Raw genomic sequence first — 25,771 nt, 5'->3', positions numbered from 1 at the left:
ACCGTTCACGGTGTGGAGCGGACACATGCGATTGACGCGCGCTGGCGATCGCTGCGCGAGCCCATCCTGGTGGCACTGACCGTCTGCGCGTTGGCCGTCGGCGGCATCCTCTGGCTGATCGGACTGCGGGAGGCGGCCGACATCTGCTGGATCGTCGGGACGGCGATCGCCGTGGTACCTGCTGTGTGGTGGGTGATCTCGACGTTGCGTCAGGGACGCCTCGGGGTCGACGTGATCGCGGTGCTGGCGCTGGGCGGCACCCTGCTCGTCGGCGAGTACCTGGCCGGCGCCCTGATAGCGGTGATGCTCGCCGGTGGCCGCGCTCTCGAAGCCGCCGCGGAGCGTCGTGCCACTCATGACCTGCGCGCATTGCTCGAGCACGCGCCGCGATTCGCTCGCCGACGGTTCGGCACGGAGGTCCGGGTCGTCCCGATCGCCGACGTCGTGGTCGACGACCTGTTGATCGTCGGCCCGGGCGAGACAGTGCCGGTCGACGGACGGGTCGCCGACGCGCTGGCCGTGTTGGACGAATCCGTGCTGACCGGTGAGTCCGAGCAGGTGGAGCGCCGGTCCGGTGAGCCAGTCCGCAGCGGCGTGGTGAACGCCGGCGGCCCATTCGAGCTTCGTGCCACCGCCACCGCGAACGACAGCACCTACGCCGGCATCGTGCGGCTGGCCGAAGCCGCGCGTGTGGAGAATGCGCCGATCGTCCGGCTGGCCGACCGCTACGCGGCCTGGTTCCTGCCGTTGACGCTCGCCGTCGCCGGCGGGGCCTGGATGGCGACCGGATCGGCGGTGCGAGCGGTCGCCGTCCTGGTCGTGGCCACTCCCTGCCCGCTGCTGCTCGCGGCACCGGTGGCGATCGTGTCCGGCCTGTCGCGTGCTTCCCGCCACGGCGTGGTGATCCGCAGCGGTGGCGCGCTGGAGTCACTGGGAAGTGCGACCACCCTGGTGATGGACAAGACCGGGACGCTGACGATGGGCCGCCCGGTCGTGGTGGGTGTGCTCAACGCGCCGGGCCGAGACGGCGCGGAGATCCTTCGGTTGGCGGCGTCGGTGGACCAGATGTCGCCGCACGTGCTGGCCGAGGCGATCGTCACCGAAGCGCTGACCCGTGGCCTGCAGCCGTCGCTGCCGACCGAAGTCGACGAGCAGGCCGGCCGCGGTGTCACCGGCACCGTCGACGGTCACCACATTGAAGTCGGGAAGCTGTCCGGCCCCACCGGCGATGCGGATTGGGCCCGCGCCGCGGTGAACCGGGCGAGCCTGGATTCGGCCGCGATCGCGTGGGTGCGCATCGACGGCGAACTGGCAGGCGCCGTCTTGCTACGAGACCCGTTGCGGCGGAACGCCCCTCGCACGGTACGGCGGCTGCGAGCGGCTGGCCTCAACCGCCTGGTGATGCTGACCGGCGACCGTCCAGAACCCGCCCGCGAAGTCGCCACGGTGCTGGGACTCGACGAGGTCTACGCCCAGCAGACCCCGGCCGACAAAGTAGCCGCGGTCCGAAAGGAGAAACAGCGGGCCGGGACCGTGATGGTGGGCGACGGCGTCAACGACGCGCCCGCGCTCGCGGCGGCCACGGTGGGCGTCGCGATGGGGGCGCGCGGCGCGACCGCGTCCTCGGAAGCCGCCGACATCGTGTTGACGACGGATCGTCTGGACCGCCTCGCCGATGCGATGGACATTGCCAGGTGGTCACGGCGAATCGCCGTGCAGAGTGCGGTGGTCGGCATGGCGTTGTCGTTGGCGGCCATGGTGATTGCGTCCTTGGGCTGGTTACCTCCCGCCGCCGGCGCGCTGTTGCAGGAGGGCATCGATGTGGCCGTCATCCTCAACGCGCTTCGCGCCCTGCGCGGCAACCCCGACGTCGAGGTGGATCTACCCGCTGATACGGAGAACATGTTGCGGCGCTTCGCAACCGAGCACGACGAACTGCGCGACACCGTCGATCTCCTTCGCGACGCGGCCGACCGACTGGTCACCGGCGCCGATCGGGGCGCACTGGAATCGGTGATCCGCGCGAAGACCTTTCTCGAGGAGCGGATCCTGCCGCACGAGCAGGCGGAGGAGTCGGGGCTGTATCCGGCGCTGGCCCGTCCGCTCGGAAGCGGCGAAGCGACGGCCACCATGAGCAGGACCCACGCCGAGATCCGCCGATTGTCCGACCGCATCGCAGCCCACGTCGAACTCGCCCGAGCCAGCGACGGTATCCAGTCCGACCAAATCGATGACCTACTCGCGTGCCTGTACGGGCTGCACGCGGTGCTGCGGCTGCACTTCCTGCAAGAGGAGGAGAACTACTTCACCCTCGCCGACGACGCCGTGGCCGCCGACCTGGACACCGGTGATGGCAAAGAACACCTCGCACAGAACAATTGACGCCCTCCGGCTACACCTGTCCGCGGGCTGGCAGACCTACTGGGCCGGCCGGCAGGGGCGAGCCGGCATCGCGCGGCGCCAACAGAAGCGGCTGCGCGACCTCGTCTCCTACGCACGCACGCATTCGACCTACTTTGCCGAGCGATACCGCGACGTGCCGCAGACGCTGACGGATATCACTCAACTGCCCGCGGCCACGAAGAGCGACCTGATGAGCCACTTCGACGAGTGGATGACCGACCCGGCGGTGCACCGCGACGAAGTCGAAGCGTTCATCGCCGACCCCACGAAGATCGGCCACGACTACCACGGCCGCTACGTCGTGTGCACCACGTCCGGTTCGACGTGAACGCCCACCATACTCATGCACGACCACCACGCCCTGGCGGTCTACAACGCGCTCGGCTACGTCCGATCGATGCCGATCGCAATGCTGCGGTGGGACGTCCTGTCGGCATTGATTCGTGGTCACGGGCGGCTCGCTGCGGTCTTTGTGACCGACGGTCACTTCCTGGGTAACACGATGATGGCCCGCCGCATCCGCGCCAAGCCGTGGCGCGCGCACATGCAGAAGATATTCTCCGCGCTCGCTCCCGTGAGCGAGATCGTGGCCCAACTCAACGCTTTTCAGCCCGTCGTCCTCGGCGGATATCCAAGCGCGTTGGAAGCGCTCGCCTCAGAGCAGTGCGCCGGCTCGCTCCACATCTCGCCGGTATTGGTCAACGCCGCGGGGGAAACGTTGACACCAGCGGCACGACAGCGGATCGCGTCGGCGTTCGGATGCCGCGTCGGCAATTATTACGGGACCTCCGAGGCGGTCGGTTTGACATTCGAGTGTCCGTCTCAACGCCTCCACGTGAACAGTGACTGGTACATACTGGAACCCGTAGACGAGCACAACCGACATATACCACCGGGACAACTGTCGCACGGCGCTCTGGTGACGAACCTGGCGAACCGCGTTCAGCCCATCATCCGGTACCAGATCGGGGATCGAATCGTTCTCAGTCCCGAATCATGTTCCTGTGGAAGCCCGTTCCCGATGGTCGACGTGATCGGGCGCACGGATGACACGCTCGTGTTCGCGACGGCGGGGGACAAATCGGTCCGGGTTCTGCCGTTGGCCATCGCCACGGTCGTCGAGGAAACCCCGGGCGTAGCGACCTGTCAGATCATTCAGCGTGGCCCGTCGACACTCGCGGTGCGATTCCGAGCCACCGAAGGTACCGAGGAACCCATGGTTTGGGACGTACTGCGGCGGCGCCTCGGCGACTTTCTGGCCGACCACGGCGCGACCGGCGTGTCGATCGAAAGAGACGACCTACCACCGCAATTGCATCCTCGAAGCGGTAAGTTCCGACAGGTCTACGCGGATTACCGACCGAGCGATAGCGGCGCCCAGACGGTCTGACGTCGGGCCCGTGCTTCACGTCGCGCTGGCGCGCTCGCGCTGCAACAGGTCGCGCAGCAGCGGGAACTCTGTATGCACATGCCGGTCCATGGCGCCCGCGAACGCCGGCGATAGGTACAGCCGCCACAGCGGGTCGAGCGCCCGCGCCCACCCTGTCCATCCCGCGATGATGGTGTGGCACAGGTGAACTCCGCGTTCCTGCGGCCGCAGCGTAAGGGTCAACCGGACGGGCAGCGGGAGCCTACCCCAACCGAGACGCCACACGATCTGCTCACCGGGCACGGCGGTCTCCACCTCGCCGACCATCCGCAGATGCCGCGATCCGACGTATTCGTCCATGAGCACAACGTCACCTACGTGGTCGGCGCCCCCGTGCTCGAGCACATGCAGTTCGAGGTGCGTGCCCGGCCACCACGCCTGATACCTGTCGTCGTCACACTCCAGCAGGAAGTCGGTGATCTGGCGTCCGGTGAGACCATCAACGGTCATCTGCGATTCCAGGGTCAGCATCGTCGGCTCCTTTCGGTGATTGTGCATCCCATTGACAGCCCACGCCTCGGCCGCCCGATGGGATAGGGCCCCATGTCACTTCGTTCGGCCGTGTGACTATCGGCCCTACGATCCAACGTCGCCGAAGCGCATCCTGAGCAAGCCGCACCAAAACCGGATGAGGCAGGGGGTAGAGACATGGCTGATCCATCCGAAACGGTGCCCGAGCCGACCGCCGCGGCCGCCCAGCACCGTCCTGTCAATCAGATCCTGGCGTGGACCGGCATCGCCGCCGCAGCGGTGTTCATCGTCGCGGTGGTGTTCTTCTCCGGGTTCGTCATCGGCCGCAGCACTGATCGCGAATACCACCACGACCGGTGGAACGAGATGCCCGGTCCAGGCATGATGGGTCCGAGCATGATGGGCCCCGGTATGGGCCCGCAGCCCCGCCAGACGACTCCTCCCGGCCCGTAGCCCTGCGGTCGGGCGACAGCGCGGTGCAGTTACGTGCACTGGCCGACGGCTACGCATCAGTGGCAGAATCGCCGCGATGACTGCAGCCCAGCGTGAGCGCGCCGCCCTGGTGGCGACCATGAGCGAGATCGGGCCTGACGCGCCCACCCTGTGCGAGGGATGGACGACCCGCGATCTCGCGGCGCACCTGGTGGTCCGGGAGCGCAGACTCGACGCCGCGCCCGGTATCGCGATCCCTTTCCTCGCCGGCTACACCGACAAGGTGCAGCGAAGGACCGCATCGTCCAGCGGCTGGGACGAGTTGGTGGAGAAGGTCTCGTCGGGCCCGCCACTGCTGTCTCCGTTCAAGCTTCTCGATTCGGTGGCCAACATGGATGAGATGTTCATCCATCACGAGGACGTCCGCAGGGCCCAACCCGGTTGGGAGCCAAGGTCTCTCGATGCCGAGACAATCGCGGCGCTCCGGCGCCCCGTCGGCATCATGGCCAGGCTGACCATGGGGAAAGTGCCCGCCCGAGTGACGCTACAGACACCCGAAGGCGAAACAGTGGCCGTCGTCGGCAGCGGCCCCGGGCTGACCGTCACCGGAGACATCGGCGAGCTCACGATGTTCGTCGCCGGTCGCGACGAAGCCCGGCTCACCTTCTCCGACGCCCAAGCCGCTCAAGCCGTGCGCGCCGCACGACGAGGCCTGTGAAGGGCGGCCTCGCCGCTGGGCTTCTGCTGTCCGCGGCCGTACTGGCCGGTTGCTCCACCACCGTCGAGGGCAATCCCGTCGCGTCCAGTGCCTCACCGACCGAACCGAGCTTTCCGACATCCAGGCCGACGCGAACGCCGTCGCCGAGCAGCACACCACCGTCCACACCACCGTCCACACCGCCGCCGACCGGGCTGCCCGGCGCGACGACGCTGTCGCCCGACGAATCCGGTTACGTGTTCATCGAAACGAAGTCGGGTCTGACCCGCTGCCAGATCTCCGAGGCCGAGGTCGGCTGCGAATCGCAGTTCACCAACTCCGTCGAAGTGAACGGCATGCCCGCCAACGGGGTGAACGTCACCGCCGACGGCAGCATGCGCTGGGTGGTCGGCAACCTCGGCGCCATCCCGGCCGTCACGCTGGATTACCAGTCCTACCGTGCGCTCGGCTGGACGATCGCCGCGACAGCTGACGGCACTCGGTTCACCAACGACGGCACCGGTCACGGCATGTTCGTCAACACCTCGGGCGTCGAGGTCTTCTGAACCGCCTAGGGTGGAGCGCGTGGATTCACCGCCGGACTTCCGGGTCTTCGTCGAACCTCAACAGGGCGCCACCTACAACGACCAACTGGCGGTCGCCCGCACGGCCGAAGCCGCCGGGTTCTCGGCGTTCTTCCGCTCCGACCACTTCACCGCCATGAGCGGTGACGGCCTACCGGGACCCACCGACTCCTGGGTCACGCTGGGCGGCATCGCCCGCGAAACCACTTCGATACGGCTCGGCACCTTGGTCACATCGGCCACCTTCCGCTATCCGGGCCCCCTGGCGATCGCTGTCGCACAGGTCGACGAAATGAGCGGCGGCCGTGTGGAATTGGGCATCGGCGCGGGCTGGTTCGAAGCCGAGCACAAGGCCTACGCCATCCCGTTCCCTCCGCTGGGCGAACGCTTCGACCGGCTGACCGAACAGCTGAACATCATCACGGGCCTCTGGACGACACCGGGCGGCGAGACGTTCGACTACGCAGGCGCCCACTACGTCGTCGCGGAATCTCCCGCCCTACCCAAACCGGTCCAGTCGCCGCATCCGCCGATCATCATCGGCGGCGCCGGCGCCAAGCGGACACCGGCGCTGGCTGCGCAGTTCGCCGCCGAGTTCAACATCCCGTTCGCGCCGCTCGAAACGGCGCAGACTCAGTTCGACCGGGTCGCCGCGGCGGTGGCCGACGCCGGCCGCTCAGCCGAGTCGATGACGTACTCCGCGGCCTTCGTGATCTGCGCGGGTCGAAATGAGCAGGAGATCTCCCGGCGGGCCGCCGCGATCGGTCGCGAGGTCGACGAGCTGCGCAGCAACTCTCCGCTGGTGGGGACCCCCGGCGAGATCGCCGACAAGCTCGGCGCCTACCTGCACATCGGCGTGCAGCGGGTTTACCTGCAGGTTCTGGATATGTCGGATCTCGACCACGTGGACTTCTTCGCCGCAGAGGTGATCCCGCAGCTCCGCTGAACAGGCGCTCACCTGCATGTCGCCACTACTATCAGCGCCGTGGCCCGCCGGCAGTTCGACGACGACGACGGGCAGCCCTGGCACAATCGCACCTCCACGGTCCTCGGGGCCAGCGTGCTCGCGATCGTGGTGATCGGCATATTGATCGTCGCCGCGACCGCCGTGGCCCGCCAGTTCGGCGAAACCGAAGAAGCCCCTCTCGACTTCGTCACGCCGTCGTTCTCGGCAACGGCGTCGCCCTCAACGGACACCACCACTACGCAGACGATCACGAGCACGAGTCCGCCAGAGACCACCGACATCGACGGGCCTTCGACGTCTCCAACGTCATCGTCAGAGACGACGTCGAGCAGCGAGAGTTCGACCAGACGGCCGACGACCCGCAACGATGACGACGAGGACGAAGGCCCCACCACCCGCACGACACGGCGCACGCCACGCACCAACATCACGCGTACGCTCAATCCTTATCCCTGAGCGCCTACTATCGGTCCCCGTGGCGCGATACGGATCTCCTGACGACCAGAACCATCCGGACGACGACCCGACCGTTTATGCCAACTACGGCGGCGGTGGATATGACGAGCCGCCTGGCCCACCGCCCGGTGACGACGTCCCGTGGTTCCGTCGGCCGGGCGCGCTCGTCGGGTTCGGGGCGCTGGGCGCGGTGATCATCGCGTTGATCGTGTTCGGCCTGGCCAAGCTCATCACCGGTGGCGACACGCCGTCCGAGCAGACGACGTTGACTCCGCTCACCACGACCTCGCGGTCGGTCACGCCGACGACCACGTCGGCGCCCGAGACCGTGACGGAGACGTACACGCCGACGACGACCACCGAGTCCCCGACGACCACGACGACCACCACGACACCGCCGACGACGACCACCACGACGACGACACCGAGCGTCAGCACCAGCATCAGCACGAGCACGGAAACGAGCACGGTCACCGAAACGGTGACGCCGGACGCTCCCTAACGACCCCTGGCCGCATATTCGGCGACCAGCGCCTCGGCGCTGCGCACGGCGGCCCGGCAGGCGCGCGTCGTGAACGGATCGTTGAGCGGGTGTTCGGCGCGACGGCGCCAGCGCTGGGCGGCGGCGAAGGCGGAGCGGGGCCCGTCGTAGGGGGCATCGGGTTGCAAGCCGAGTCTGCTGGCGGCATCGGTGCCGGAGCCACCGATGATGCGCCGCAGCGACGCCATCTCGTCCTCGTTCAACGTGGTTGGCCGCGAACGTAATTGGCTGAGCAGCCGCAGCTCTTCGAATGCATGGGTGTCGGCCAGCAGCGGGTCGATGTCGGCGATGATGGCGCGGCTCGCGTAGATCGGATTGTTCTCCACGAAGCGTCGCAACGACAGCAGCGCGGTGTGCGCCTTGAGCAGATCCGACCGCTGCGCGAACTGCTGGTCGATCACGTCGCGCAGGGCGATCAGCCCGCTGCGCTCGAGCAGTTCGTCGGCCAGGGCCACCGAATCGCTGACGCCGGCACGCAGCACGGCGATCGAGATCCTGATCCCGAACATGCCGAACCGGTCGAGCAGCGCGGCCCGGGTGGCGGCGTCGACCGGCAACGAACTGTCCTCGCGCACGAATCGGTCTACCGACAGCATCGCCTTGGTCAGCTCTGCCGCGTCGACCCCGGCCAGCTTCTCCAACGCGACGAACTCGCTCTGTCGCAGGGTGCGCGCGGTGAGCGCCAACAACCCCGACACCGGCACCACCGCCTGGCAGATGCCGGTCTTGTCCATCTCGCTGGTGAACCGGGCCGCCACGTCCTTGGCGGACAACATCGCGTCGATCCGGCCGGCACCGATCTCGTCGGCGCGCGACGCGACACCGATGACTCCGAGCGCCCCCGCCGATCCTCCGACCAGCTCGCCGATCTGCATGAGCAGCGCGATGTCGGCGGCGTTGAGGGTGCGCAGGAGGAACACCACGGCGTCGATGCGTGGAACGCCGTCGTCGGGGACCAGCAGTCGCAGCGTGCGTTGGGAGACGTCTCTGGACAGCGACGACGTGCCGGGCGTGTCGATGATCGTGGTGTCGATCAGTTCAGATGCGGGCCACTCGACGTCCAGGTCGACGACGTCGTCGGGATCGAGGGTGGCGAAGTCGAAGGTGAGACCACCCTCGACGGCGTCGCGGCCGATCGGCACGTTGGAGCGCCGTCCACCCCGATGGTTGGCGGTGACCTTCGGTGTCGGACCGTGCCGGAACCAGGTGACGATGCGGGTGGCCTCGGTGGCATCGGTGGGCGCAATGTCCTCGCCCACAAGCGCATTAACCAGGGTCGACTTGCCTGCCTTGAGCGTTCCCGCCAGTGCGATGCGGATGGGCTGGTTGAGGCGGCGGCCGATGCGGTCCAGTTCGTTGTGCACGTCGGGACGCTGTGCGTAGGCGGGATCGGAGCGGTAGGCCTGGATGGTTCCGCCCAGGATCGCGCGCACCCGGTCACTCGTGCTCATCGACAGACCAGCTTAAGGCCTGTCAGCTGGGCGCTGACCGAGCCTCCGACAGCAGCTTGTCCGCGTGGTCGGTCACCTGTTTGAGGATGTTGAGCTGGCGCTCGAGTTCCTTGACGCGCGTGTTGCGTTCGTTCTCCTCGAGTTTGGCCGAGGCGATCGTCGCCTGCAGCGATTCGTTCAGCGATCGCGTCGTCTGGTTGGCGATACCGCGGTAGTGATCGCGCAGTTGGCGCTGAATACCTTTGAGCCGGTCCCGCGACTCCTTGTTCACGACGAAAGAAACGTCGTCGATGAACCGGCGCGTGCTCAGCTTCGCCTCGTTGCGCACCCGCATCATCCGGTTGTCCATGTTCTCCCGGTACGCGCTGCGGCCCATCAGCAGGCCGGCACCGAGGGACAGCGGATTGAACATGCCCAGGCCCGCCAGCGACGTCATCATGCCGAACATCAGGACACCTCCGTAGGAGCCCTGCATGCCTATCCCGACCTTGCGTGCCTTGCCGACCGGTTTGGCTTCGAGATTGGCCAGCGACTTGATCTCGCCGAGGCTCGCGCCCATCTCGCGGGCGTCGATCTGCGGCATCTTGATCGCCTCAAGGCCGGCCTCGGTGAACGTGCGGGCCACCTCTTCGGCCAACACCGTTGCACGCTGGTACGCCCAGACGAAGTTGTCCCCGACCGCGGTGGCGATCGCGTTCTCCAGCTCGGTCCCGATCTCGGCCCAGTGCTGCGTCGGGTCGCAGTTGTCGATCTCCTTTTCGATGTGCTGGCCGATGATCCGGAAGCGGCCGCGCAGATCGTGGTCGATATCGGCTGTGAGATCGGAGATTCCGTCGTTGAGCACCTGCTGCCACAGCGCTGTCTGCTGCAGCGCCTCCTGTGCCTCCTCCTTGCGCCGCTCCAGATCCTCGGTGAGCCGGGCCCGCACATCCGCGTCGTTGAGCGACGCCAGCTCGGTGCTGACCTTGAGCGTGAGATGTTCAGCAGCCGAGCGTATTTCGGCAACCACCTGATCCCGGATATGATCGTTCTGCCGCGACAGCACCTGCTCGGTGAGGAACTTCACGATGGCCGGGAAGTTCGACTCCGCGTTCAGTTCCTTGTCGTTGAGCTGGATGGCGTGACTACGCAACAGCGACGACGCCGGAATCATCGGTATCGACAGTCCTGCCCGGTCGAGATGGGCCTTGTTCGCCTCGACGATCGCGCGCCAGTGGGGATACAGGTCGGTCTTGGTGGCGATGATCGTCGAGACCGGGCAGATACCGAAAGCCTGCCGCATGAAGGTCATTTCGGGTTCGGTGAACTCCTGGCTGGTGTCACTGCACATCAACAGCGCGTCGGCGTCGGGCAACAAGCCCAACGTCGCCGACAGGTGCGGCTGACCGTGTCCACCGACCCCCGGCGTGTCCACGAATGCCAATCCGTTCTTCAACAGCGGGCCCGTCGCGGTGACCTCGACCCGCAACACCTCGCGGCCGCCGGCCTGTGGGGCGCGGCGCAGATCGGTCTTGATGTCGGCCATCGGGATGTCGATGGCTTCCGGCTCCGCGCCGTCCGGGCGTGCGACGATCAGCCTGGCCGACGTGTTCTCGCCGTAGGACACCACCGTCGGCAGCACGGTGCTCTCGTCGTCACCGACGCGCGCAACGGGAGCATTGAGCAGCGAGTTGAGCAGTAGGCTCTTGCCCTGCTTGAGCTGCCCGGCGATGACCACCCGGATCTGCGGGTCGGTGATCCGGGTCTTGGCCCTCGCCAGCCGCTCGACCAGGTCGCCGCGCTCGTTGACATCGGCGATCTTGCTGGTGTGGTCGATCAACTCGACGATGACCTTGACCTGTCTGGCCGGCTCGCCGGCCGCTACCTTGCGAGGGTCACTCGGTTGCGTCATGAGGTCCTTCTGTAGCGCGGTTGTGCACCCAACGGTAGATGCGCGAACTGGCGGGGATCGAATTTCGATCCCCGCCAGTGGCGTTGTCGTGCGGTATCAGAACAGACCGGCGTCAATCGTGTTGTCGACATCCGTCGAGGTGTCGACCGAGGTGTTGACCTGGCCCGAGCTGTCGACGGAGTTGTCCTGGCCGGAGTTGTCCACAGAGCTGTCGATCGAGCTGTCGACCGAGTTGTCCTGGCCCGAGTTGTCCACCGCGCTGAAACCACCGGCGGCCCCTCCGGACGCATCGCCGCCGACCGTGGTCTGATCTCCGCCGACGGCGGTGGTGTCGTTGTCGACGATCACGATGCCGCCGCCGGAACCACCGGCCCCGCCGGACGCGCTGCCGCCGTCGTTGCCGATGCCGATCAGGCCACCGCCACCGTCGCCGCCGGCCGCGCCACCGCCGCTGCCACCGCTCATGTCGTTGTCGTTGATGACGGGTCCTTCGTTGTCGGAGATGATGTCGCCGCCGGCGGTCTGGTCGCCACTGTCGTCGATCTCGTTGTCCTCACCGATGTTGACGTTGGAATCGTCGATGTCGCCGGTGCTGACGTTCTCGTTGTCGTCACCGACCACATTGCCGTCGCCGTCGACATGGGTCGCGTCGATATCGCCCGCGGTCCCGGTGTTGACCACACCGCCGTTGGTGGCGGTGTTGCTGGTCTTGTCACCCAAGGTGATGTCACCGAATTCCAGGTCGAAGTTGCCGACGCCCTGCTGCGAGTCCTCACCCGTCCTGTTGGACATGTTGGTTTCGGGGCTCATGAAACTGGTGTCGTTGTTCGACAGCAGGTCGGTCTGGCGCTGCGGGGCGAAGGCGATGCCGTGGGTCTGGGCAACGGCCTGCTGCAGCCCGAATACGGGGTCGCCGCCGCCGTGCAGGACTGCAGCGGGTGCGACCGTCGCGGCAACCGCTTGCACCTGAGCGGCGGTCACGTTGGACACGTTGGCCGCGGCCATGGATCGGGCCGGATCGGTGATGAATTCCTGGGCCCGGATCGGATCACGGAAGAGGTCCAGGAGCCAATCGATTACGTTCGTCATTTTTGTCGTCCTTCAGTCGTGTTGTCGGAAGCTCGTCACCGGGCTGTCCGGCGAACTGATGACCACGTTAGGGAGCTGCCGAGCCCTCTGAAACGGGGTCGAAACCCCTGCCTGCTACGAGGCACCTCGGGATGGGTCATGGACCCGCATTAGGGGATTAGGGGGTTATTAGGGGGTCGCTCTCACAATGGGTGGAAAACAAAACTGCGCGGCCGCTTGCGGCCGCGCAGTCGTGGTGGTGAGGGGTCAGAAGATTCAGAAAATGTCGTATCCCGACGGGTCGGAATCCATGTCGGCGACCTCGATGACGGTATCGCTGAGATTTCCGTCGGCCGGCAGGTCGAACACCGGCAGGTCGTCGATGATCGGCTGGTCGAATTGGAGTGACCCGTCGTCGGCACCGACCACCCCGGGGATGTTCGAATCGTGCAGCGCATCCAGTCCGGAGTCCAACACGTCGTCGGAGGAATCGACATAGTCGATGATGGTCGTGTGCACATCGTCGACCGCCTGAACAGGCACTTGGTCGTCAAAAGCGTCGAACGCCGCCGTCGCGGCGCCGCTCGCCCACACGTTGTCGGCCAAGTCGACAGCCATATCACCAAGGCCCTCGGCCCCTGTGCTGGGCAGGGCCGCGCCCAGTGACTCCGTGACAACCGGAATAAGGTTGCTGACGTCGGCAGTGGTCACGTTGGTGAGGTTGGCGTCGAAAATGGCTTGGTCTGGGTTTTCTGCGTAGCGCGCGGCGGCGTCGGGATCTCGCACCAGGGACATCACGAAGTCGAGCAGCGAGTTGGCCATGAAACACCCTCCTTCCCAATACAGATATAGATGACAGACAGATGGCACGAGCCAGATGGCTTGTCACGATGCTATCCACCGCGGACGCCGCAGAGATCGGTGCGAAACCCACCTCTACACCCGGGGCATTAGGGGGCCCGACGTTAGGGGTTTTCGCGGCATAGGGGGATGTTCCGGGTTTTGGGATGCAGAGCCGCTATCGTGATGGTCGGCCGAAACGCAGAGGAAAAGATGAGCGACTCTCTCGGGTTGTCCATTGGGATGACCAATTTGGTGGCGGCTCGCATGGGCCGTCCCCCCGTGATGCGACGTTCCGTGCTCACGTTGTTCGAGGACCGAGCAGCCGAAGTCGGCGTGCCGTCCGAGTATTCAGGGGACCCTTCGACCCGGCCGTCGGGAATGGTGCTGACGGGGTTCGTCGAGCGCGTGGGCGATCCGGTGCCGTTGGTCGCGGCCGACGGCTCGGCCCACCGCGGCGAGCAGGTGCTCGTCGAAGCCCTCGACGCAATGGCACGCACCGTCGGCGGTGGTGCACCCATCGCGATCGCGGTGCCCGCACACTGGGGTGCGGCGACGGTCGGCGCATTGCGCGGCGCGTTGCGCGCCACCCCGAGCCTGGCTCCCAACGGTGTCGCGCCGGCGTTGGTCCCGGATTCGGTCGCCGCACTTTCGGCGTTGCAGTCGGCGCCGGGGCTGCCGTCCAGCGGCGTCGTGGTGCTGTGCGATTTCGGCGGCAGCGGTACCAGCGTCACGCTAGCCGACGCGGGCGCCAACTACGACACCATCGGTGAGACGGTGCGGTACGCCGACTTCTCCGGTGATCAGATCGATCAGGCGCTGCTGAACCATGTCGTCGCCGGCATCGCGGAGGCGAGCGACGCCGATCCCGCGAACACGGCGGCCGTCGGTTCGCTGGCCAAGTTACGCAACGACTGCAGGCTGGCCAAGGAGCGGTTGTCCGCCGAGACCGCCGCGGCCGTCCACGCCGATCTACCTGGCTTCGCATCCGATGTCCGCGTGACGCGCACCGAGTTGGAACAGCTCATCGCCGCACCGCTGAACGGCTTCCTCAATACCGTCGAAGAAACATTGCAGCGCAACAACATTGCCGCTGCCGATGTCTCGGCCGTGGCGACCGTCGGCGGCGGTGCGAACATCCCGCTGGTCACGCAGCAGCTCTCGACGCGGCTGCGTGCGCCCGTCGTCACAACCCCGCAATCGCAAGTGAACGCGGCCGCGGGCGCTGCGGTGCTGGCCGAAGGTGCTGACGCGGCAACCGGAATGGCCACCGCTGCGGATGCTCCCACGGGGATGGCCCCGACCGCGGGCTGGGTCGCGGGGGCAGCCGGTGCGGGCGCGGCCGCCGCGGGCGCGGCCAGCGCGGCCGGCGATGCGACGGATTCGTCGACGTTCCGCTCGCTCGCATGGTCAGAAGATGCGCCCGGCGGTGGCGAACCCGTGCCCTACACAGGTGAGGACTACACATTCGACCCGGCCACCGGCGCCGCGGCCCGCCCGCCGATGGAGTTCAGCCACGAAGAGGAGGGCTTCACCCCCGAGCCCGGGCCACTGCCCTGGTACAAGCGGCCGACCATCCTGTTCGGTGCGGCCGCGGCCGCCGTGCTGTTGGCCATCGGCGGTCTCGCGGTCACGTTGACCGGCACGTCCAGCAACACGGGTCCGGTGACCGAGACGGCGACGACCTTCGAGACCGGCCCGTCGCCCGCGGGACCACCCACCTCGCAGACCATCACCGTCACGGGATCCGACGGCCAGCCGAGCACCACCGTCGTGCCGCCTCCCTCGACGACGCCCCCCACGACCACGACGTCAGCGACGACGTCATCGACGACAACCACGACGACGACTACTACAACGACGACCACAACCACCACCCAGCCAACGACGACCCAGCCGACCACCACCCAACCGACGACCACCCAAGCGCCGACCACCACCGACGAGCCGATCATCACGACAACAGTGGTTCCTGACGTGGTGATTCCCGACGACGGCACGTGATCCATGCCCAAACCGGCGCCGGAGCACGTCAACGAAATCCCGCCGCCCGCGCGTGACGCCATCGCGGCGCTGACGGCAGCGCCGGGCGACCCGGTGAAGCTCCTGGTAGCAGGAGGCATCGGCAGCGGTAAGACGTCGATCCTCGCCGCGGTGCGAAACACCTTGCGTACGGCCGGGATTCCGTTGCTCACGCGGCCGCCGCGCAGCGGTGACGATCCCGCAGCGGCCATCGTGATCGACGACGCGCATTTGCTCGACGATGTCGAACTCGAACAGCTCGTCGACCGCGTGGCCGATCCCGCTTCGACGGTCGTCGTTGCGACGGAACCCCTCGCGCACCGGCCCGCGCTGCGTGCCTTGGCCACCGCGATCGAACGTGAGAACCCCGTTGTGACGATAGGCGCATTGAGCCCGCCTGACGTGACGCGTGCCGCAGCCGAAATCCTGTGCGCCACACCGACACCCGAGTTCATCCGGGCGCTCATGGTGTCCACGGCCGGGCTGCCGTTCCTGTTGGGGCCGGCGATCACCGCCGCGTCCTCCCGCGAGGGCGATGCGCCGACGTCGGCGATCGCGCGGGCGGCGAGCTTCGCGCTCATCGAACGGCTACGTCGACTCGACGAGCCGGTGCTGGACACGCTGCTGGTGACCTCGCTGAGTCCCGGCCTGGGCCCCGACGACGTCGCTGCGACGCTGCGCATCGGAGCCCAGGACGCCCAATTCCTTGTGGACCGCGCCCGCGCGACCGGATTGATCGAGCCGTCGCACAGTCACACCTTCCTGCGTTCCGTACACCACTGCATCGCACAGATCATCGGTACCGCGCGCCACCACGACACCGAGATCGCATTGCTCGTCTCTCAGATCGAATCGTCCACGCTGTCAGCTGATCTCGCTTTGCGGCTGGCCGAGCATGGGCTTCGCGACGATCGGCTGGCGAGTGCTTTGGCCAATCTCGCGGTCGAAAGCCATGGCCAACCCGCAAGGGCAGCAAGGCTTTATCGCGCGGCAGCCGACGCAGGGGCGACGAAGCTCAATGCGAGATTGGCGGACGCGCTCGCCCTGACGGGCGACTGTGCGACCGCGGGCCGGATAGCCGACGAGCTGCTCGGGTCCGACGACGCGGCTGAACGCGCGGCCGCGGTCCGCATCGCGGCCAGCATCGCTGCGCACGACGGCAGCTCCGCGCAGGCCGCCGACATCTTCCGCTGGCTCGGCCCCTATCCGGACGCGTTCGTCGGCTCGGCAGGCGCCATCGTGTCACTCGCGGTTGGGGATCTGCCCGCAGCCCGGGCGGCGCTCAGCGCCGAGAACGCGGGCCCGCCGACGTCGACGTCGCGCGCCGCCCGCAGCCTCGCCGAGGGCCTCCTGATGTCCCTCGATGCTCCGTACCCTTCGGCGGTCGCCCGGCTGGGCCAGTCGATCACCGCCGATCAGTCGCCGACGGGCGTCGCACCCGATACCCCCGCAGCGCTGGTGACGCTGGCCGCCCTGCATGGCGGCGACCCCGTACGGGCGCGCAGCGTGATCGGCCGTGCCGTGCGGACATCACTCGACGGAAGCCCAGAGAACACAACCTTCGCCGCCCGCAGACACCGGCTGTTGTTGGGCTGGGTGCGAATGCTCGACGGCCACCTACAGGCCGCGACGGCCGACGTCGCCGCCGTTGCCGCGGACGCCGATGCGCTGCACCGCCGCGACGCGCTGTGGGCGGCGGCGCTGCAGACGGCGATCGCGCGTCGCAGCGGCGACAGCGGCGCGGTGCAGAAGCATTGGTATGCGGCGGCCGAAGTGCTCGCCGAGTACTCGATTGACCTGTTCTCCCTGCTGCCGTTGGGCGAGCTATGGGTGGCAGCGGCCCGGCTGCGTCAGATCGACCGACTGCAGCACACCCTCGACGAGGCGTTCGCCCTGCTGGACTCGCTCGGCAACCCGCTGTTGTGGTCGGTGCCGTTGCGCTGGGCCGGTGTGCACGCGGGGATCCTCGCCAATTCACCGGAGGCGGTGGCGCCGCACGGTCAGGCGTTGACCGCCGCCGCCGCACACAGCCCCTTCGCCAAGGCGTTGGCCACCGCGGGCCGCACGTGGCTGCGCGTGCTCGCCAACCACGTGGATACCGACGAAGTCGGCACGGCGGCGCGCGGGCTGTCACAGTTCGGGCTCACCTGGGATGCCACCCGGCTGGCGGGGCAGGCCGCGTTGCACACGCCCGACGGCCGCGTTTCGGGTGCGATGCTGCAGCTGGCTCGCGACCTGAAACAGACCACCGCATTGGATGCGACGCCGAGCCTCGACGCACCCGCAGCCCTCGACAGCCACCCCGGTCCCACCCGCCCGGCCGCGACGAAACTGTCGGACCGCGAGCGCGAAGTCGCCGAGCTCCTATTGCTCGGCATGCCGTACCGCGACATCGGCACCCAGCTGTTCATCTCAGCGAAGACCGTCGAGCATCACGTCGCGCGGATCCGGCGACGGCTGGGAGCCGAATCGCGTTCGGAGATGTTGTCGATGTTGCGCGCGATGGTCGCACCACAAGGCTGATTACCTGTGATTCCTGCCACCGGTGTCAGCGGCGGCCGCAGCAGCGCCGCCGGCCACTGAGTGCGCGCCGCCGCCACCGCCGCCATCACCGCCGATAGGCCCCGAAAGGGTGCCGGCGCGAGTCCATTCGCCGGCGACACCGGCAACCCCGACAGCCATCCGATGAGTGTGGCGAACCGTAGTTAGGTCAGCCTGCGTAGACCTGAATCCAGCTGTGGTGTAACTATGAGCAGGCATGCAGCGAAAGTTACTGACGAGTAACATTGCATAAGTTACCCTTGAGTAACTTAACGACGGGAGGCGCGCGGTGGAAACGCAGATGCTGATCAGGATCGTCACAGTGGTCCTGATGCTCGCCCTCGTCGGTGGCTTTGCATTCAAGCGCGTGCTCTTCCTGACGAACCTGATCCGTTCCGGCGCGAAGACCAGCGTCGAGAACAACCGCAAGGACAACCTCAAAAAGCGCATCACCACGCAGTTCGAGGAGGTCTTCGGGCAAACCCGACTGCTGCGCTGGTCGATCCCCGGCATCGCCCACTTCTTCACCATGTGGGGCTTCTTCATCCTCGGATCGGTCTACGTCGAGGCGTTCGGTCAGGTCGTCGACCACGACTTCCACATCCCGTTCGTCGGCCGCTGGGACGCGCTCGGTTTCCTGCAGGACTTCTTCGCCGTCGCCGTGCTGCTCGGCATCATCACGTTCGCGATCATCCGCATCGTTCGCGAGCCCAAGAAGCACGGTCGCGACTCGCGTTTCTACGGTTCGCACACCGGCGGCGCCTGGCTGATCCTGTTCATGATCTTCAACGTCATCTGGACCTACGCGCTGGTCCGCGGCGCCGGCGCCAACACCGGAGCCCTGCCCTACGGAAACGGCGCGTTCTTCTCACAGTTCATGGGCTGGATCCTGCATCCCCTCGGCGAATCCGCCAACGAGTGGATCGAGACGCTGGCGCTGATCGGGCACATCGCGGTCATGCTGGTCTTCCTGCTGATCGTCCTGCACTCCAAGCACCTCCACATCGGTCTGGCGCCGGTCAACGTCACGTTCAAGCGGATGCCCAACGGGCTGGGTCCGCTGCTGCCCGTCGAGTACGACGGCGAGCGGGTCGACTTCGAGGATCCCGCCGAGGACGCCATCCTGGGGCGCGGCAAGATCGAGGACTTCACGTGGAAGGCCTACCTCGACATGACCACGTGTACCGAGTGTGGACGCTGTCAGTCGCAGTGCCCGGCGTGGAACACCGGCAAGCCGCTGTCCCCCAAGCTCGTGATCATGAACCTGCGCGATCACCTGTTCGCGAAGGCGCCGTACATCCTCGGCGACAAGGAGTCGCCGCTGGAGAACACCTCCGAGGGTGGCGTCGGTGAAGACCTCGGCGGCGAGAAGCACGACGAAGAGCACTCGCACGATCACGTGCCCGAGTCCGGGTTCGAACGAATCATGGGTTCGGGTCCCGAGCAGGCCACCCGGCCACTGGTCGGCACCCTCGAACAAGGTGGCGTCATCGACCCCGACGTGTTGTGGTCGTGCACCACGTGCGGCGCCTGCGTCGAGCAGTGCCCGGTCGACATCGAGCACATCGACCACATCGTCGATATGCGCCGGTACCAGGTGATGATGGAGTCAGAGTTCCCCGGCGAACTCGGTGTGCTGTTCAAAAACCTTGAGAACAAGGGCAATCCGTGGGGCCAGAACGCCAAGGACCGCACCAACTGGATCGACGAGGTCGACTTCGACGTGCCGGTCTACGGCAAGGACGTCGAGTCCTTCGAGGGTTACGAGTACTTGTTCTGGGTGGGTTGCGCGGGCGCGTACGAGGATCGCGCGAAGAAGACCACCAAGGCGGTCGCCGAACTTCTCGCGACGGCGGGCGTGAAGTATCTGGTGCTCGGCGAGGGCGAGACGTGCAACGGCGACTCGGCCCGGCGCTCGGGTAACGAGTTCCTGTTCCAGCAGCTGGCCGCACAGAACGTCGAGACGCTCAACGAGCTCTTCGAGGGTGTCGAGCGCGTGGATCGCAAGGTCGTCGTGACATGCCCGCACTGCTTCAACACGCTGGGCCGCGAGTACCCGCAACTGGGCGGCAATTACACGGTCCTGCACCACACCCAGCTGCTGAACCGGCTGATCCGCGACAAGAAATTGGTGCCGGTCAAGCCCGCCGACGGCGGAGTCGAGGTCACCTACCACGATCCCTGCTACCTCGGCAGGCACAACAAGGTCTACGAGGCGCCGCGCGAGCTGATCGGGGCGTCCGGGGCCAAGCTCACCGAGATGCCCCGACACGCCGACCGCGGCCTGTGCTGCGGTGCGGGTGGTGCCCGGATGTGGATGGAAGAGCACATCGGCAAGCGCGTCAACGTGGAACGCACCGAAGAGGCGATGGACACCGCGTCGACGATCGCGACGGGTTGCCCGTTCTGCCGCGTGATGATCACCGACGGCGTGGACGACGTCGCCGCGACCAGGGACGTCCCCAAGGCCGAAGTCAAGGACGTGGCACAGCTGCTGCTGGAGTCGCTCGACACGAGCGGTGTGACGCTGCCCGAGAAGGGCACCGCTGCCAAGCAATCCGAAGAGCGCGCAAGCCGCGCGGAAGCGGCCGTGCCGGCCGTCGAGGAAAAGACCGAGGCCGACGAGGAAGTGGCCGAGCCCGAGGCCAAGGCGTCCACCGCGACCGCGGACACCAAGCCCGTCACGGGGCTGGGTATCGCCGGCGGCGCCAAGCGTCCCGGTGCCAAGAAGGCCGCCGCCGCTCCCGCCGCCGAAGCAGCGCCTGCTGCCGACAAGCCGGCCGCGTCAGCACCGGTCAAGGGCCTGGGTATCGCCGGCGGCGCCAAGCGTCCGGGCGCCAAGAAGGCCGCCGCCGCTCCCGCCGCGGCAACCCCCGCGCCAGCTGCGCCCGAAGCCGAAGCACCGGCCAAGGCCGAACCCGAGGTCAAGGGCCTAGGCATCGCCTCCGGCGCGCGCCGCCCAGGCGCCAAGAAGGCCGCGGCGCCCAAGGCCGCAGCACCGGCGGCTGAAGCTGCGGCACCCGCAGAAGCAGAAGCCCCCGCGCCAGCTGCGCCCGAACCCGAGGTCAAGGGCCTGGGCATCGCGCCCGGTGCGCGCCGCCCGGGCGCGAAGAAGCCAGCGCCCGCCGCTGCCCCGAAACCTGTTGCGCCACAGTCGGAACCGGAGGCCAACGGCGAATCCGGTCCTGCGCCTGAGCCTGCCGCCGAGGACAACGGTGAAGCGCCAGAGGCGCCGGTGAAGGGTCTGGGTATCGCGAAGGGTGCGCGTCCGCCCGGTAAGCGCTGACCAGCGTTTTTCGATATTCGCTGGACGGCAATGAGAGCATTGTGGACGTGACTACGCACCACGTGCCGTTCCATTCTTCTGGAGCCGCCGGGCAGCATCCGCGGCCGCGCACGTTCACGCAGTCATCCAAGCTGCAGGACGTGCTGTACGAGATCCGTGGCCCGGTGCACGAGCACGCGTCACGGCTGGAGGCCGAGGGTCACCGCATCCTCAAACTGAACATCGGCAACCCGGCCCCGTTCGGCTTCGAGGCACCCGATGTGATCATGCGCGACATGATCCAGGCGCTGCCATATGCGCAGGGGTACTCCGATTCGAAGGGCATCCAGGCGGCCCGCCGCGCGGTGTTCACCCGGTACGAATTGGTCGAGGGATTCCCCCGATTCGACGTCGACGACGTGTACCTCGGCAACGGGGTGTCCGAACTGATCACCATGACGCTGCAGGCGCTGCTAGACAACGGCGACCAGGTGCTCATCCCCGCACCGGACTACCCGCTGTGGACCGCGTCGACCTCGCTCGCCGGTGGTACGCCGGTGCACTACCTGTGCGACGAGACCCAGGGCTGGCAGCCCGACATCGCCGACCTCGAAGCGAAGATCACCGACCGAACCAAGGCGCTGGTCGTGATCAACCCGAACAACCCCACCGGTGCGGTGTACGGCAAGCAGATCCTCGAGCAGATGGTCGAATTGGCGCGCAAGCATCAGCTGCTGCTGCTCGCCGACGAGATCTACGACAAGATCCTGTACGACGACGCCGAGCACATCAGCCTCGCAACCCTGGCGCCGGATCTGCTGACGCTGACGTTCAACGGCCTGTCCAAGGCCTATCGGGTGGCCGGCTACCGCTCCGGCTGGTTGGTCATCACCGGGCCCAAGGAACACGCGGGCAGCTTCCTGGAGGGCATCAGCCTGCTGGCCAATATGCGGCTGTGCCCGAATGTGCCCGCGCAGCACGCGATTCAGGTCGCGCTCGGCGGGCATCAGAGCATCGAGGATCTCGTGCTGCCGGGTGGGCGATTGCTCGAGCAACGCGACATCGCCTGGACGAAGCTCAACGAGATCCCCGGGGTTTCGTGCGTCAAACCCCAAGGCGCGCTATATGCGTTCCCGCGGCTGGACCCCGAGGTCTACGACATCGTCGATGATGAGCAATTGGTGCTCGATCTGCTGCTGCAGGAGAAGATTCTGGTCACCCAGGGCACCGGCTTCAACTGGCCGACACCCGACCACCTGCGCATCGTGACGCTGCCCTGGGCGCGCGATCTGGCCAACGCCATCGAGCGGCTCGGTAACTTCCTCGTCAGCTACCGCCAGTAATCGTCAGCTCCGCGCGTCTACGAACCAGCTCGTTGTTTAACTCGACCCGCGCAGGGTAACCGCAGTTCTGCGAGTTGAAAAACTGCCGGCGAGTCATGGGGCAGACATTCACGACTAGAGCAACTGGTCCGCAGACCGCCACGGGTCGCCATGGACCGATTCAACCATTTAGGGCGTAGCCGCATTTATCGAGCGGCCCGACGGCTTACGAGTTGTCGATTGACGCCAGGAGAAGAGCCAAATGAGCGAGCACAAGAAGGCCGACGAAGCCCGTAAGGGGCTGTTCGATTCGGTAAAGGGCAAGGTAAAGGAAGTCGCCGGTGCTATCACCGGGAACGATTCGCTGACCGCAGAGGGCCAGCTCGAGCAGACCCAGGCCAACGAACGCAAAGAGGCCAACAGCGTCGAAGCCGTTGCCGATGCCGAGGCCGCGCAGGCCCGCGCACAGGTATCAGAGGCCCGGGCCGAGGCCACACAGGACCGAGTCGCGGTGAACACACAGACGGCCGCTGCGGAGCGATCAGTGCGCGAACAGCAGGCTGATCAGAAGCGCAGGGCCGAGCAGGCAGGTCAGCAACAGGCCTCTCAGGAGAGAGTCCGTGCCGAGCTCGAGGCGCAGGCCGAGATTCGGCGTGCCAAAGACCAGGAGCGTGCCGAAATGGATTCGGCCGCAGAAGAAGTGGTCGATGCCGTCGACGATCACCTGACCACTGTTCAGGAGGCGTCGACCGCCAAGGCGGAAGCCGACCGAATCAGACGGCAAGCAGACAAACTGACCAACCAGGCCGACCTGCCTTGAGCACCGGCGAGAAACAGGAGTTATCAATGAGAATCATCGACGCACCGCTGGCGGTCCTGCGGGTTCAGTACCGGATTGCACGGTTTCCCCTCCAACTGATCGAGCAGCGTGTGGTCGCTCGGATGGATGCAGAAGCACCGGCACGACTGTTCTACGAACGGTCGCTGGGACTGCTTGACGCTTCGATAGGAAATGTATTGGGCGACAGGCAGCTTCAAAGGAGCGGCAGTGCGCTCGCCAGGCGTAGCGATGTACTCGGTCGCGCGGCGCAGCTGGATTCGGAGGCGGAGCAGGCGCAGCAGCGTTCCCGTGCCGACCTGAAGGCCAAGAGCGACGAGGCCAGCCAAGAGCGGCACGACGCACGTGTGGCCAAGGAGCAAACGGTCGAAGAAGCTCGCAATTCCGCACAAGAGCGCAAGCGCGCAGCGGAAGAGGCTGCGGCCCAACGTACCGCTGCCGCGAAGAAGCAAGCCGACGACGTGGCTGCACAGCGCACCAAGTCGGCCGAGGCGGCCAAGCGCATGGAGCACGCCAAAATCCAGTCCAACGAACAACGGGCCGCCGAGGCCGCGAAGTCAAAGCTCGACGATGCTCAGGCCAGGCGCACAGAGGCCGGGGCCAAGCGGGCACAGGCGAATCGCATCGAGGATCTGGCCGACGCCGAGAAGCGCAAGCGTCAAGCCGCCCGGGCGAACAACAAGTAAGTTTGAGTTAGTTGTGGTGAAGGGACTGTCGCTGTACCGCTGAGGCTTTCGCGGTGCGGCGGCAGTCCTGCCTGTTGTGGAGCGATAATCAACATGCCCGGCCGCGCCCGGCATGCGTAGCGCCCAGTTTCCCCTCCGCCACACCGGGTACCCCTGGGGCAGAACCTCGCGGTGACGACCACCACGACCGTCTGTTGGGTCCAGCGGGTTCAGGTCCCCAGGCAGCGTGGAACCGTCCCGAAATCTCAGTTCATTTGTGGTGAGCGCCTCGCGGGCGGCTGCCAGATCAACCCGAGGATCCTCATGGCCATCATCGACGTCGCACAGTATGCGCATTTGAACAAAACCGACTTGGAAACACTCGGCGATGAGCTCGACACCATTCGCCGCGATATCGAGGAGTCCCGCGGCGCCAATGACGCCGCCTACATCCGACGCACAATCGCGTTCCAACGCACGCTGGAGATCGCTGCGCGGCTCCTCATCGCCGCCAGCCACTCCAAAGCAGGATGGTTCCTGGGGACCGCGGCGCTGGCGTTCGCAAAGAGCGTTGAAAATATGGAGATCGCCCACAACGTGGGCCACGGCCAATGGGATTGGATGAACGACCCCGAGATCCATTCGGCCACTTGGGAATGGGACATGGCCGGCCTGTCTTCACAATGGCGCTATTCCCACAACTTCCGTCACCACGTATACACAAACGTTCTGGACAAGGATGACGACATCGGCTTTGGCGTCATGCGGATGACCAGCGATCAACCGTGGGAACCCCGTTACCTGCTGCAGCCACTGCGCAACCTTCTGTTGGCGGTTGGATTCGAGTGGGGCATTGCGCTGAACGGCGTCCGCGCCGCACAGGAGCGAGCAAAGACGGCGGGTGAGAAGAGTGTGCAGTCGCGCGCCGTCGTCAGGAAGATCAGCCGCCAAGTGGTCAAGGACTACGTGGCCTTCCCGGCACTGAGTGGTAGGCGTTGGCGGCGGACAATTGGCGCGAACGTGACCGCGAACGTCTTGCGCAACCTGTGGGCTTACGTGGTGATTTTCTGCGGGCATTTCCCTGACGGCGCAGAGAAATTCACAGCTGCAGTGATCGAGGAGGAAGGTCGACCGGAGTGGTATCTGCGTCAGATGATCGGTACCGCCAACTTCGACGCCGGGCCGCTGATGGCGTTCTCGAGTGGGAACTTGTGTTATCAGATCGAACACCACCTCTTCCCCGACCTGCCGAGCAACCGCTACGCCGAGATCGCTGTCCGGGTCCGAGCGTTGTGCGACAAGTTCGACATCCCGTACACCACAGGGACGCTGCTGAGCCAGTACCTGCAAACGATTCGGACAATTCACAGGCTGGCGTTGCCGAACCGGGAACGCATTGACAGTGTCCCCGATGGGGAGTTAAGTGGATTGCGTTAAGAAGTAACCGGCTGGGGCCGGGATTCGTACCGCCCTCAGGGTCGCGATCCCGTGGACATCCCGTTCACCGCCCAGACATTCGTGTCCACTAGGCGCTCTGATGTTTCGCGCTTTGGACCCCCGATGTCTGTTGCGTGTTGGCCGAAGGATCGTCTGAGCCACAACATCCTTCGGGCGATAGTACGTATCGTCCGTGGCAAAAATTGAGCTCCGGTTGCGGAGCGGTGACGACTCCTGCTCCGCAATCTGGCAATCCCCGATATAAGTGTCACTGCGCGACGCATTGCGTCGCCGGTTCTGACGCGACGAAGGCAAAAGCAGCTCCTGTCAACGCGTTTGCATCACTTGCGCACGGGTATCACTGCGGAGCCGACCGCTTCCAGCAAGGGGAGCCCATGGCGGTGCAGCCAGTTGTCGGCGTCGTGGACGGGGATAGGTCACGCAAAGTGGC

At 66.4% G+C, this 25,771-nt stretch carries 22 protein-coding genes; 16 read left to right on the top strand and 6 right to left on the bottom strand.

Annotated features, from left to right (window positions below; translation table 11 throughout):
* Positions 1-12: 12 nt before the first annotated feature.
* The 3 genes from G6N42_RS24370 to G6N42_RS24365 are packed head-to-tail and all read left to right on the top strand — an operon-like array spanning position 13 to position 3,793.
* Positions 13-2,382 carry a heavy metal translocating P-type ATPase gene (locus tag G6N42_RS24370; protein ID WP_232076292.1) on the top strand — a complete coding sequence of 790 codons (2,370 nt, stop codon included), beginning with the start codon at positions 13-15 and terminating at the stop codon, positions 2,380-2,382.
* Positions 2,351-2,731 carry a phenylacetate--CoA ligase family protein gene (locus G6N42_RS31320; RefSeq protein ID WP_232076290.1) on the top strand — a complete coding sequence of 127 codons (381 nt, stop codon included), beginning with the start codon at positions 2,351-2,353 and terminating at the stop codon, positions 2,729-2,731. Before G6N42_RS24370 ends, G6N42_RS31320 begins: the two co-directional genes overlap by 32 nt.
* A gap of 15 nt (positions 2,732-2,746) precedes the next feature.
* Positions 2,747-3,793: a phenylacetate--CoA ligase family protein gene (locus tag G6N42_RS24365; protein WP_232076288.1), complete on the top strand. Its 1,047-nt coding sequence runs from the start codon at positions 2,747-2,749 to the stop codon at positions 3,791-3,793.
* 15 nt (positions 3,794-3,808) lie between these two features.
* Here the strand turns inward: G6N42_RS24365 and G6N42_RS24360 are convergent, their stop codons facing one another.
* Positions 3,809-4,303 (bottom strand): immunoglobulin domain-containing protein, encoded by a 495-nt coding sequence (locus G6N42_RS24360; protein ID WP_197905554.1) that lies wholly within the window; start codon positions 4,301-4,303, stop codon positions 3,809-3,811.
* A 177-nt stretch (positions 4,304-4,480) separates the two neighbouring features.
* Between G6N42_RS24360 and G6N42_RS24355 the strand changes: the two genes are divergently transcribed.
* The 6 genes from G6N42_RS24355 (at position 4,481) to G6N42_RS24330 (ending at position 7,941) form a co-directional block, all read left to right on the top strand.
* Positions 4,481-4,756 (top strand): hypothetical protein, encoded by a 276-nt coding sequence (locus G6N42_RS24355; RefSeq protein ID WP_163734041.1) that lies wholly within the window; start codon positions 4,481-4,483, stop codon positions 4,754-4,756.
* A gap of 76 nt (positions 4,757-4,832) precedes the next feature.
* Complete coding sequence (locus G6N42_RS24350) at positions 4,833-5,453, top strand: TIGR03085 family metal-binding protein (protein ID WP_163734038.1); 621 nt, start codon at positions 4,833-4,835, stop codon at positions 5,451-5,453.
* Entirely contained in the window at positions 5,450-5,998 is a 549-nt protein-coding gene (locus G6N42_RS24345; RefSeq protein WP_163734035.1) for a hypothetical protein, read from the top strand. Before G6N42_RS24350 ends, G6N42_RS24345 begins: the two co-directional genes overlap by 4 nt.
* 19 nt (positions 5,999-6,017) lie before the next feature.
* The gene (locus tag G6N42_RS24340) at positions 6,018-6,962 is read left to right on the top strand and encodes an LLM class F420-dependent oxidoreductase (RefSeq protein ID WP_163734032.1); all 945 of its coding nucleotides are present in this window, start codon (positions 6,018-6,020) and stop codon (positions 6,960-6,962) included.
* 39 nt (positions 6,963-7,001) lie between these two features.
* Positions 7,002-7,439, top strand: coding sequence for a hypothetical protein (locus G6N42_RS24335; RefSeq protein WP_163734029.1), 438 nt, complete (start codon positions 7,002-7,004; stop codon positions 7,437-7,439).
* A gap of 19 nt (positions 7,440-7,458) precedes the next feature.
* The gene (locus tag G6N42_RS24330; RefSeq protein ID WP_163734026.1) at positions 7,459-7,941 is read left to right on the top strand and encodes a hypothetical protein; all 483 of its coding nucleotides are present in this window, start codon (positions 7,459-7,461) and stop codon (positions 7,939-7,941) included.
* Here G6N42_RS24330 and G6N42_RS24325 read toward each other — a convergent pair.
* From G6N42_RS24325 to G6N42_RS24310, 4 genes are all read right to left on the bottom strand, one after another.
* Positions 7,938-9,431 (bottom strand): dynamin family protein, encoded by a 1,494-nt coding sequence (locus G6N42_RS24325; protein ID WP_163734023.1) that lies wholly within the window; start codon positions 9,429-9,431, stop codon positions 7,938-7,940. The genes G6N42_RS24330 and G6N42_RS24325 overlap by 4 nt on opposite strands.
* A 22-nt stretch (positions 9,432-9,453) precedes the next feature.
* On the bottom strand, positions 9,454-11,322 hold the full coding sequence (locus G6N42_RS24320; RefSeq protein ID WP_163734020.1) for a dynamin family protein: 1,869 nt from the start codon (positions 11,320-11,322) through the stop codon (positions 9,454-9,456).
* 96 nt (positions 11,323-11,418) lie between these two features.
* Complete coding sequence (locus G6N42_RS24315; RefSeq protein ID WP_163734017.1) at positions 11,419-12,411, bottom strand: IniB N-terminal domain-containing protein; 993 nt, start codon at positions 12,409-12,411, stop codon at positions 11,419-11,421.
* Positions 12,412-12,666: 255 nt separating this feature from the next.
* A complete protein-coding gene (locus G6N42_RS24310) occupies positions 12,667-13,212 on the bottom strand; it encodes an Rv0340 family IniB-related protein (RefSeq protein WP_163734015.1) in 546 nt (181 codons plus the stop codon).
* Positions 13,213-13,443: 231 nt separating this feature from the next.
* Between G6N42_RS24310 and G6N42_RS24305 the strand changes: the two genes are divergently transcribed.
* Together G6N42_RS24305 and iniR are read left to right on the top strand one after the other, a co-directional pair.
* Complete coding sequence (locus G6N42_RS24305; RefSeq protein ID WP_163734012.1) at positions 13,444-15,234, top strand: Hsp70 family protein; 1,791 nt, start codon at positions 13,444-13,446, stop codon at positions 15,232-15,234.
* Between the two features lie 3 nt (positions 15,235-15,237).
* A complete protein-coding gene (gene iniR, locus G6N42_RS24300; protein WP_163734009.1) occupies positions 15,238-17,775 on the top strand; it encodes an isoniazid response ATPase/transcriptional regulator IniR in 2,538 nt (845 codons plus the stop codon).
* Here the strand turns inward: iniR and G6N42_RS24295 are convergent, their stop codons facing one another.
* Positions 17,776-17,934 (bottom strand): hypothetical protein, encoded by a 159-nt coding sequence (locus G6N42_RS24295; protein ID WP_163734006.1) that lies wholly within the window; start codon positions 17,932-17,934, stop codon positions 17,776-17,778.
* A gap of 148 nt (positions 17,935-18,082) precedes the next feature.
* On the opposite strand from G6N42_RS24295, the gene G6N42_RS24290 reads away from it, so the two are divergent.
* The 5 genes from G6N42_RS24290 (at position 18,083) to G6N42_RS24270 (ending at position 25,320) form a co-directional block, all read left to right on the top strand.
* Entirely contained in the window at positions 18,083-21,079 is a 2,997-nt protein-coding gene (locus tag G6N42_RS24290; RefSeq protein ID WP_163734003.1) for a (Fe-S)-binding protein, read from the top strand.
* Between the two features lie 20 nt (positions 21,080-21,099).
* The gene (locus G6N42_RS24285) at positions 21,100-22,401 is read left to right on the top strand and encodes a pyridoxal phosphate-dependent aminotransferase (RefSeq protein ID WP_163738104.1); all 1,302 of its coding nucleotides are present in this window, start codon (positions 21,100-21,102) and stop codon (positions 22,399-22,401) included.
* 241 nt (positions 22,402-22,642) lie between these two features.
* Positions 22,643-23,200 carry a CsbD family protein gene (locus G6N42_RS24280; protein WP_163733999.1) on the top strand — a complete coding sequence of 186 codons (558 nt, stop codon included), beginning with the start codon at positions 22,643-22,645 and terminating at the stop codon, positions 23,198-23,200.
* Positions 23,197-23,904, top strand: coding sequence for an IF2 family translation initiation factor (locus tag G6N42_RS24275; protein WP_232076287.1), 708 nt, complete (start codon positions 23,197-23,199; stop codon positions 23,902-23,904). Before G6N42_RS24280 ends, G6N42_RS24275 begins: the two co-directional genes overlap by 4 nt.
* A 303-nt stretch (positions 23,905-24,207) precedes the next feature.
* Positions 24,208-25,320 (top strand): fatty acid desaturase family protein, encoded by a 1,113-nt coding sequence (locus tag G6N42_RS24270; RefSeq protein WP_163733995.1) that lies wholly within the window; start codon positions 24,208-24,210, stop codon positions 25,318-25,320.
* The last annotated feature ends 451 nt before the right edge of the window (positions 25,321-25,771 follow it).

The sequence above is a fragment of the Mycobacterium gallinarum genome, assembly GCF_010726765.1.
In the GTDB taxonomy this organism is placed as follows: Bacteria; Actinomycetota; Actinomycetes; order Mycobacteriales; family Mycobacteriaceae; genus Mycobacterium; species Mycobacterium gallinarum.
The sequence above is the reverse complement of the archived record's forward strand: the minus strand, read 5'-3'. Positions and strand labels throughout refer to the sequence as shown.

Excerpts from the sequence above, each read along its gene's own strand:
- G6N42_RS24325 (WP_163734023.1), bottom strand. The coding sequence starts at position 9,431 with ATGAGCACGAGTGACCGGGTGCGCGCGATCCTGGGCGGAACCATCCAG.
- G6N42_RS24305 (WP_163734012.1), top strand. The coding sequence starts at position 13,444 with ATGAGCGACTCTCTCGGGTTGTCCATTGGGATGACCAATTTGGTGGCG.
- G6N42_RS24320 (WP_163734020.1), bottom strand. The coding sequence starts at position 11,322 with ATGACGCAACCGAGTGACCCTCGCAAGGTAGCGGCCGGCGAGCCGGCC.
- G6N42_RS24295 (WP_163734006.1), bottom strand. The coding sequence starts at position 17,934 with ATGGCTGTCGGGGTTGCCGGTGTCGCCGGCGAATGGACTCGCGCCGGC.
- G6N42_RS24360 (WP_197905554.1), bottom strand. The coding sequence starts at position 4,303 with ATGCTGACCCTGGAATCGCAGATGACCGTTGATGGTCTCACCGGACGC.
- G6N42_RS24280 (WP_163733999.1), top strand. The coding sequence starts at position 22,643 with ATGAGCGAGCACAAGAAGGCCGACGAAGCCCGTAAGGGGCTGTTCGAT.
- G6N42_RS24310 (WP_163734015.1), bottom strand. The coding sequence starts at position 13,212 with ATGGCCAACTCGCTGCTCGACTTCGTGATGTCCCTGGTGCGAGATCCC.
- G6N42_RS31320 (WP_232076290.1), top strand. The coding sequence starts at position 2,351 with ATGGCAAAGAACACCTCGCACAGAACAATTGACGCCCTCCGGCTACAC.
- G6N42_RS24365 (WP_232076288.1), top strand. The coding sequence starts at position 2,747 with ATGCACGACCACCACGCCCTGGCGGTCTACAACGCGCTCGGCTACGTC.
- G6N42_RS24355 (WP_163734041.1), top strand. The coding sequence starts at position 4,481 with ATGGCTGATCCATCCGAAACGGTGCCCGAGCCGACCGCCGCGGCCGCC.
- G6N42_RS24315 (WP_163734017.1), bottom strand. The coding sequence starts at position 12,411 with ATGACGAACGTAATCGATTGGCTCCTGGACCTCTTCCGTGATCCGATC.
- G6N42_RS24270 (WP_163733995.1), top strand. The coding sequence starts at position 24,208 with ATGGCCATCATCGACGTCGCACAGTATGCGCATTTGAACAAAACCGAC.
- G6N42_RS24350 (WP_163734038.1), top strand. The coding sequence starts at position 4,833 with ATGACTGCAGCCCAGCGTGAGCGCGCCGCCCTGGTGGCGACCATGAGC.
- iniR (WP_163734009.1), top strand. The coding sequence starts at position 15,238 with ATGCCCAAACCGGCGCCGGAGCACGTCAACGAAATCCCGCCGCCCGCG.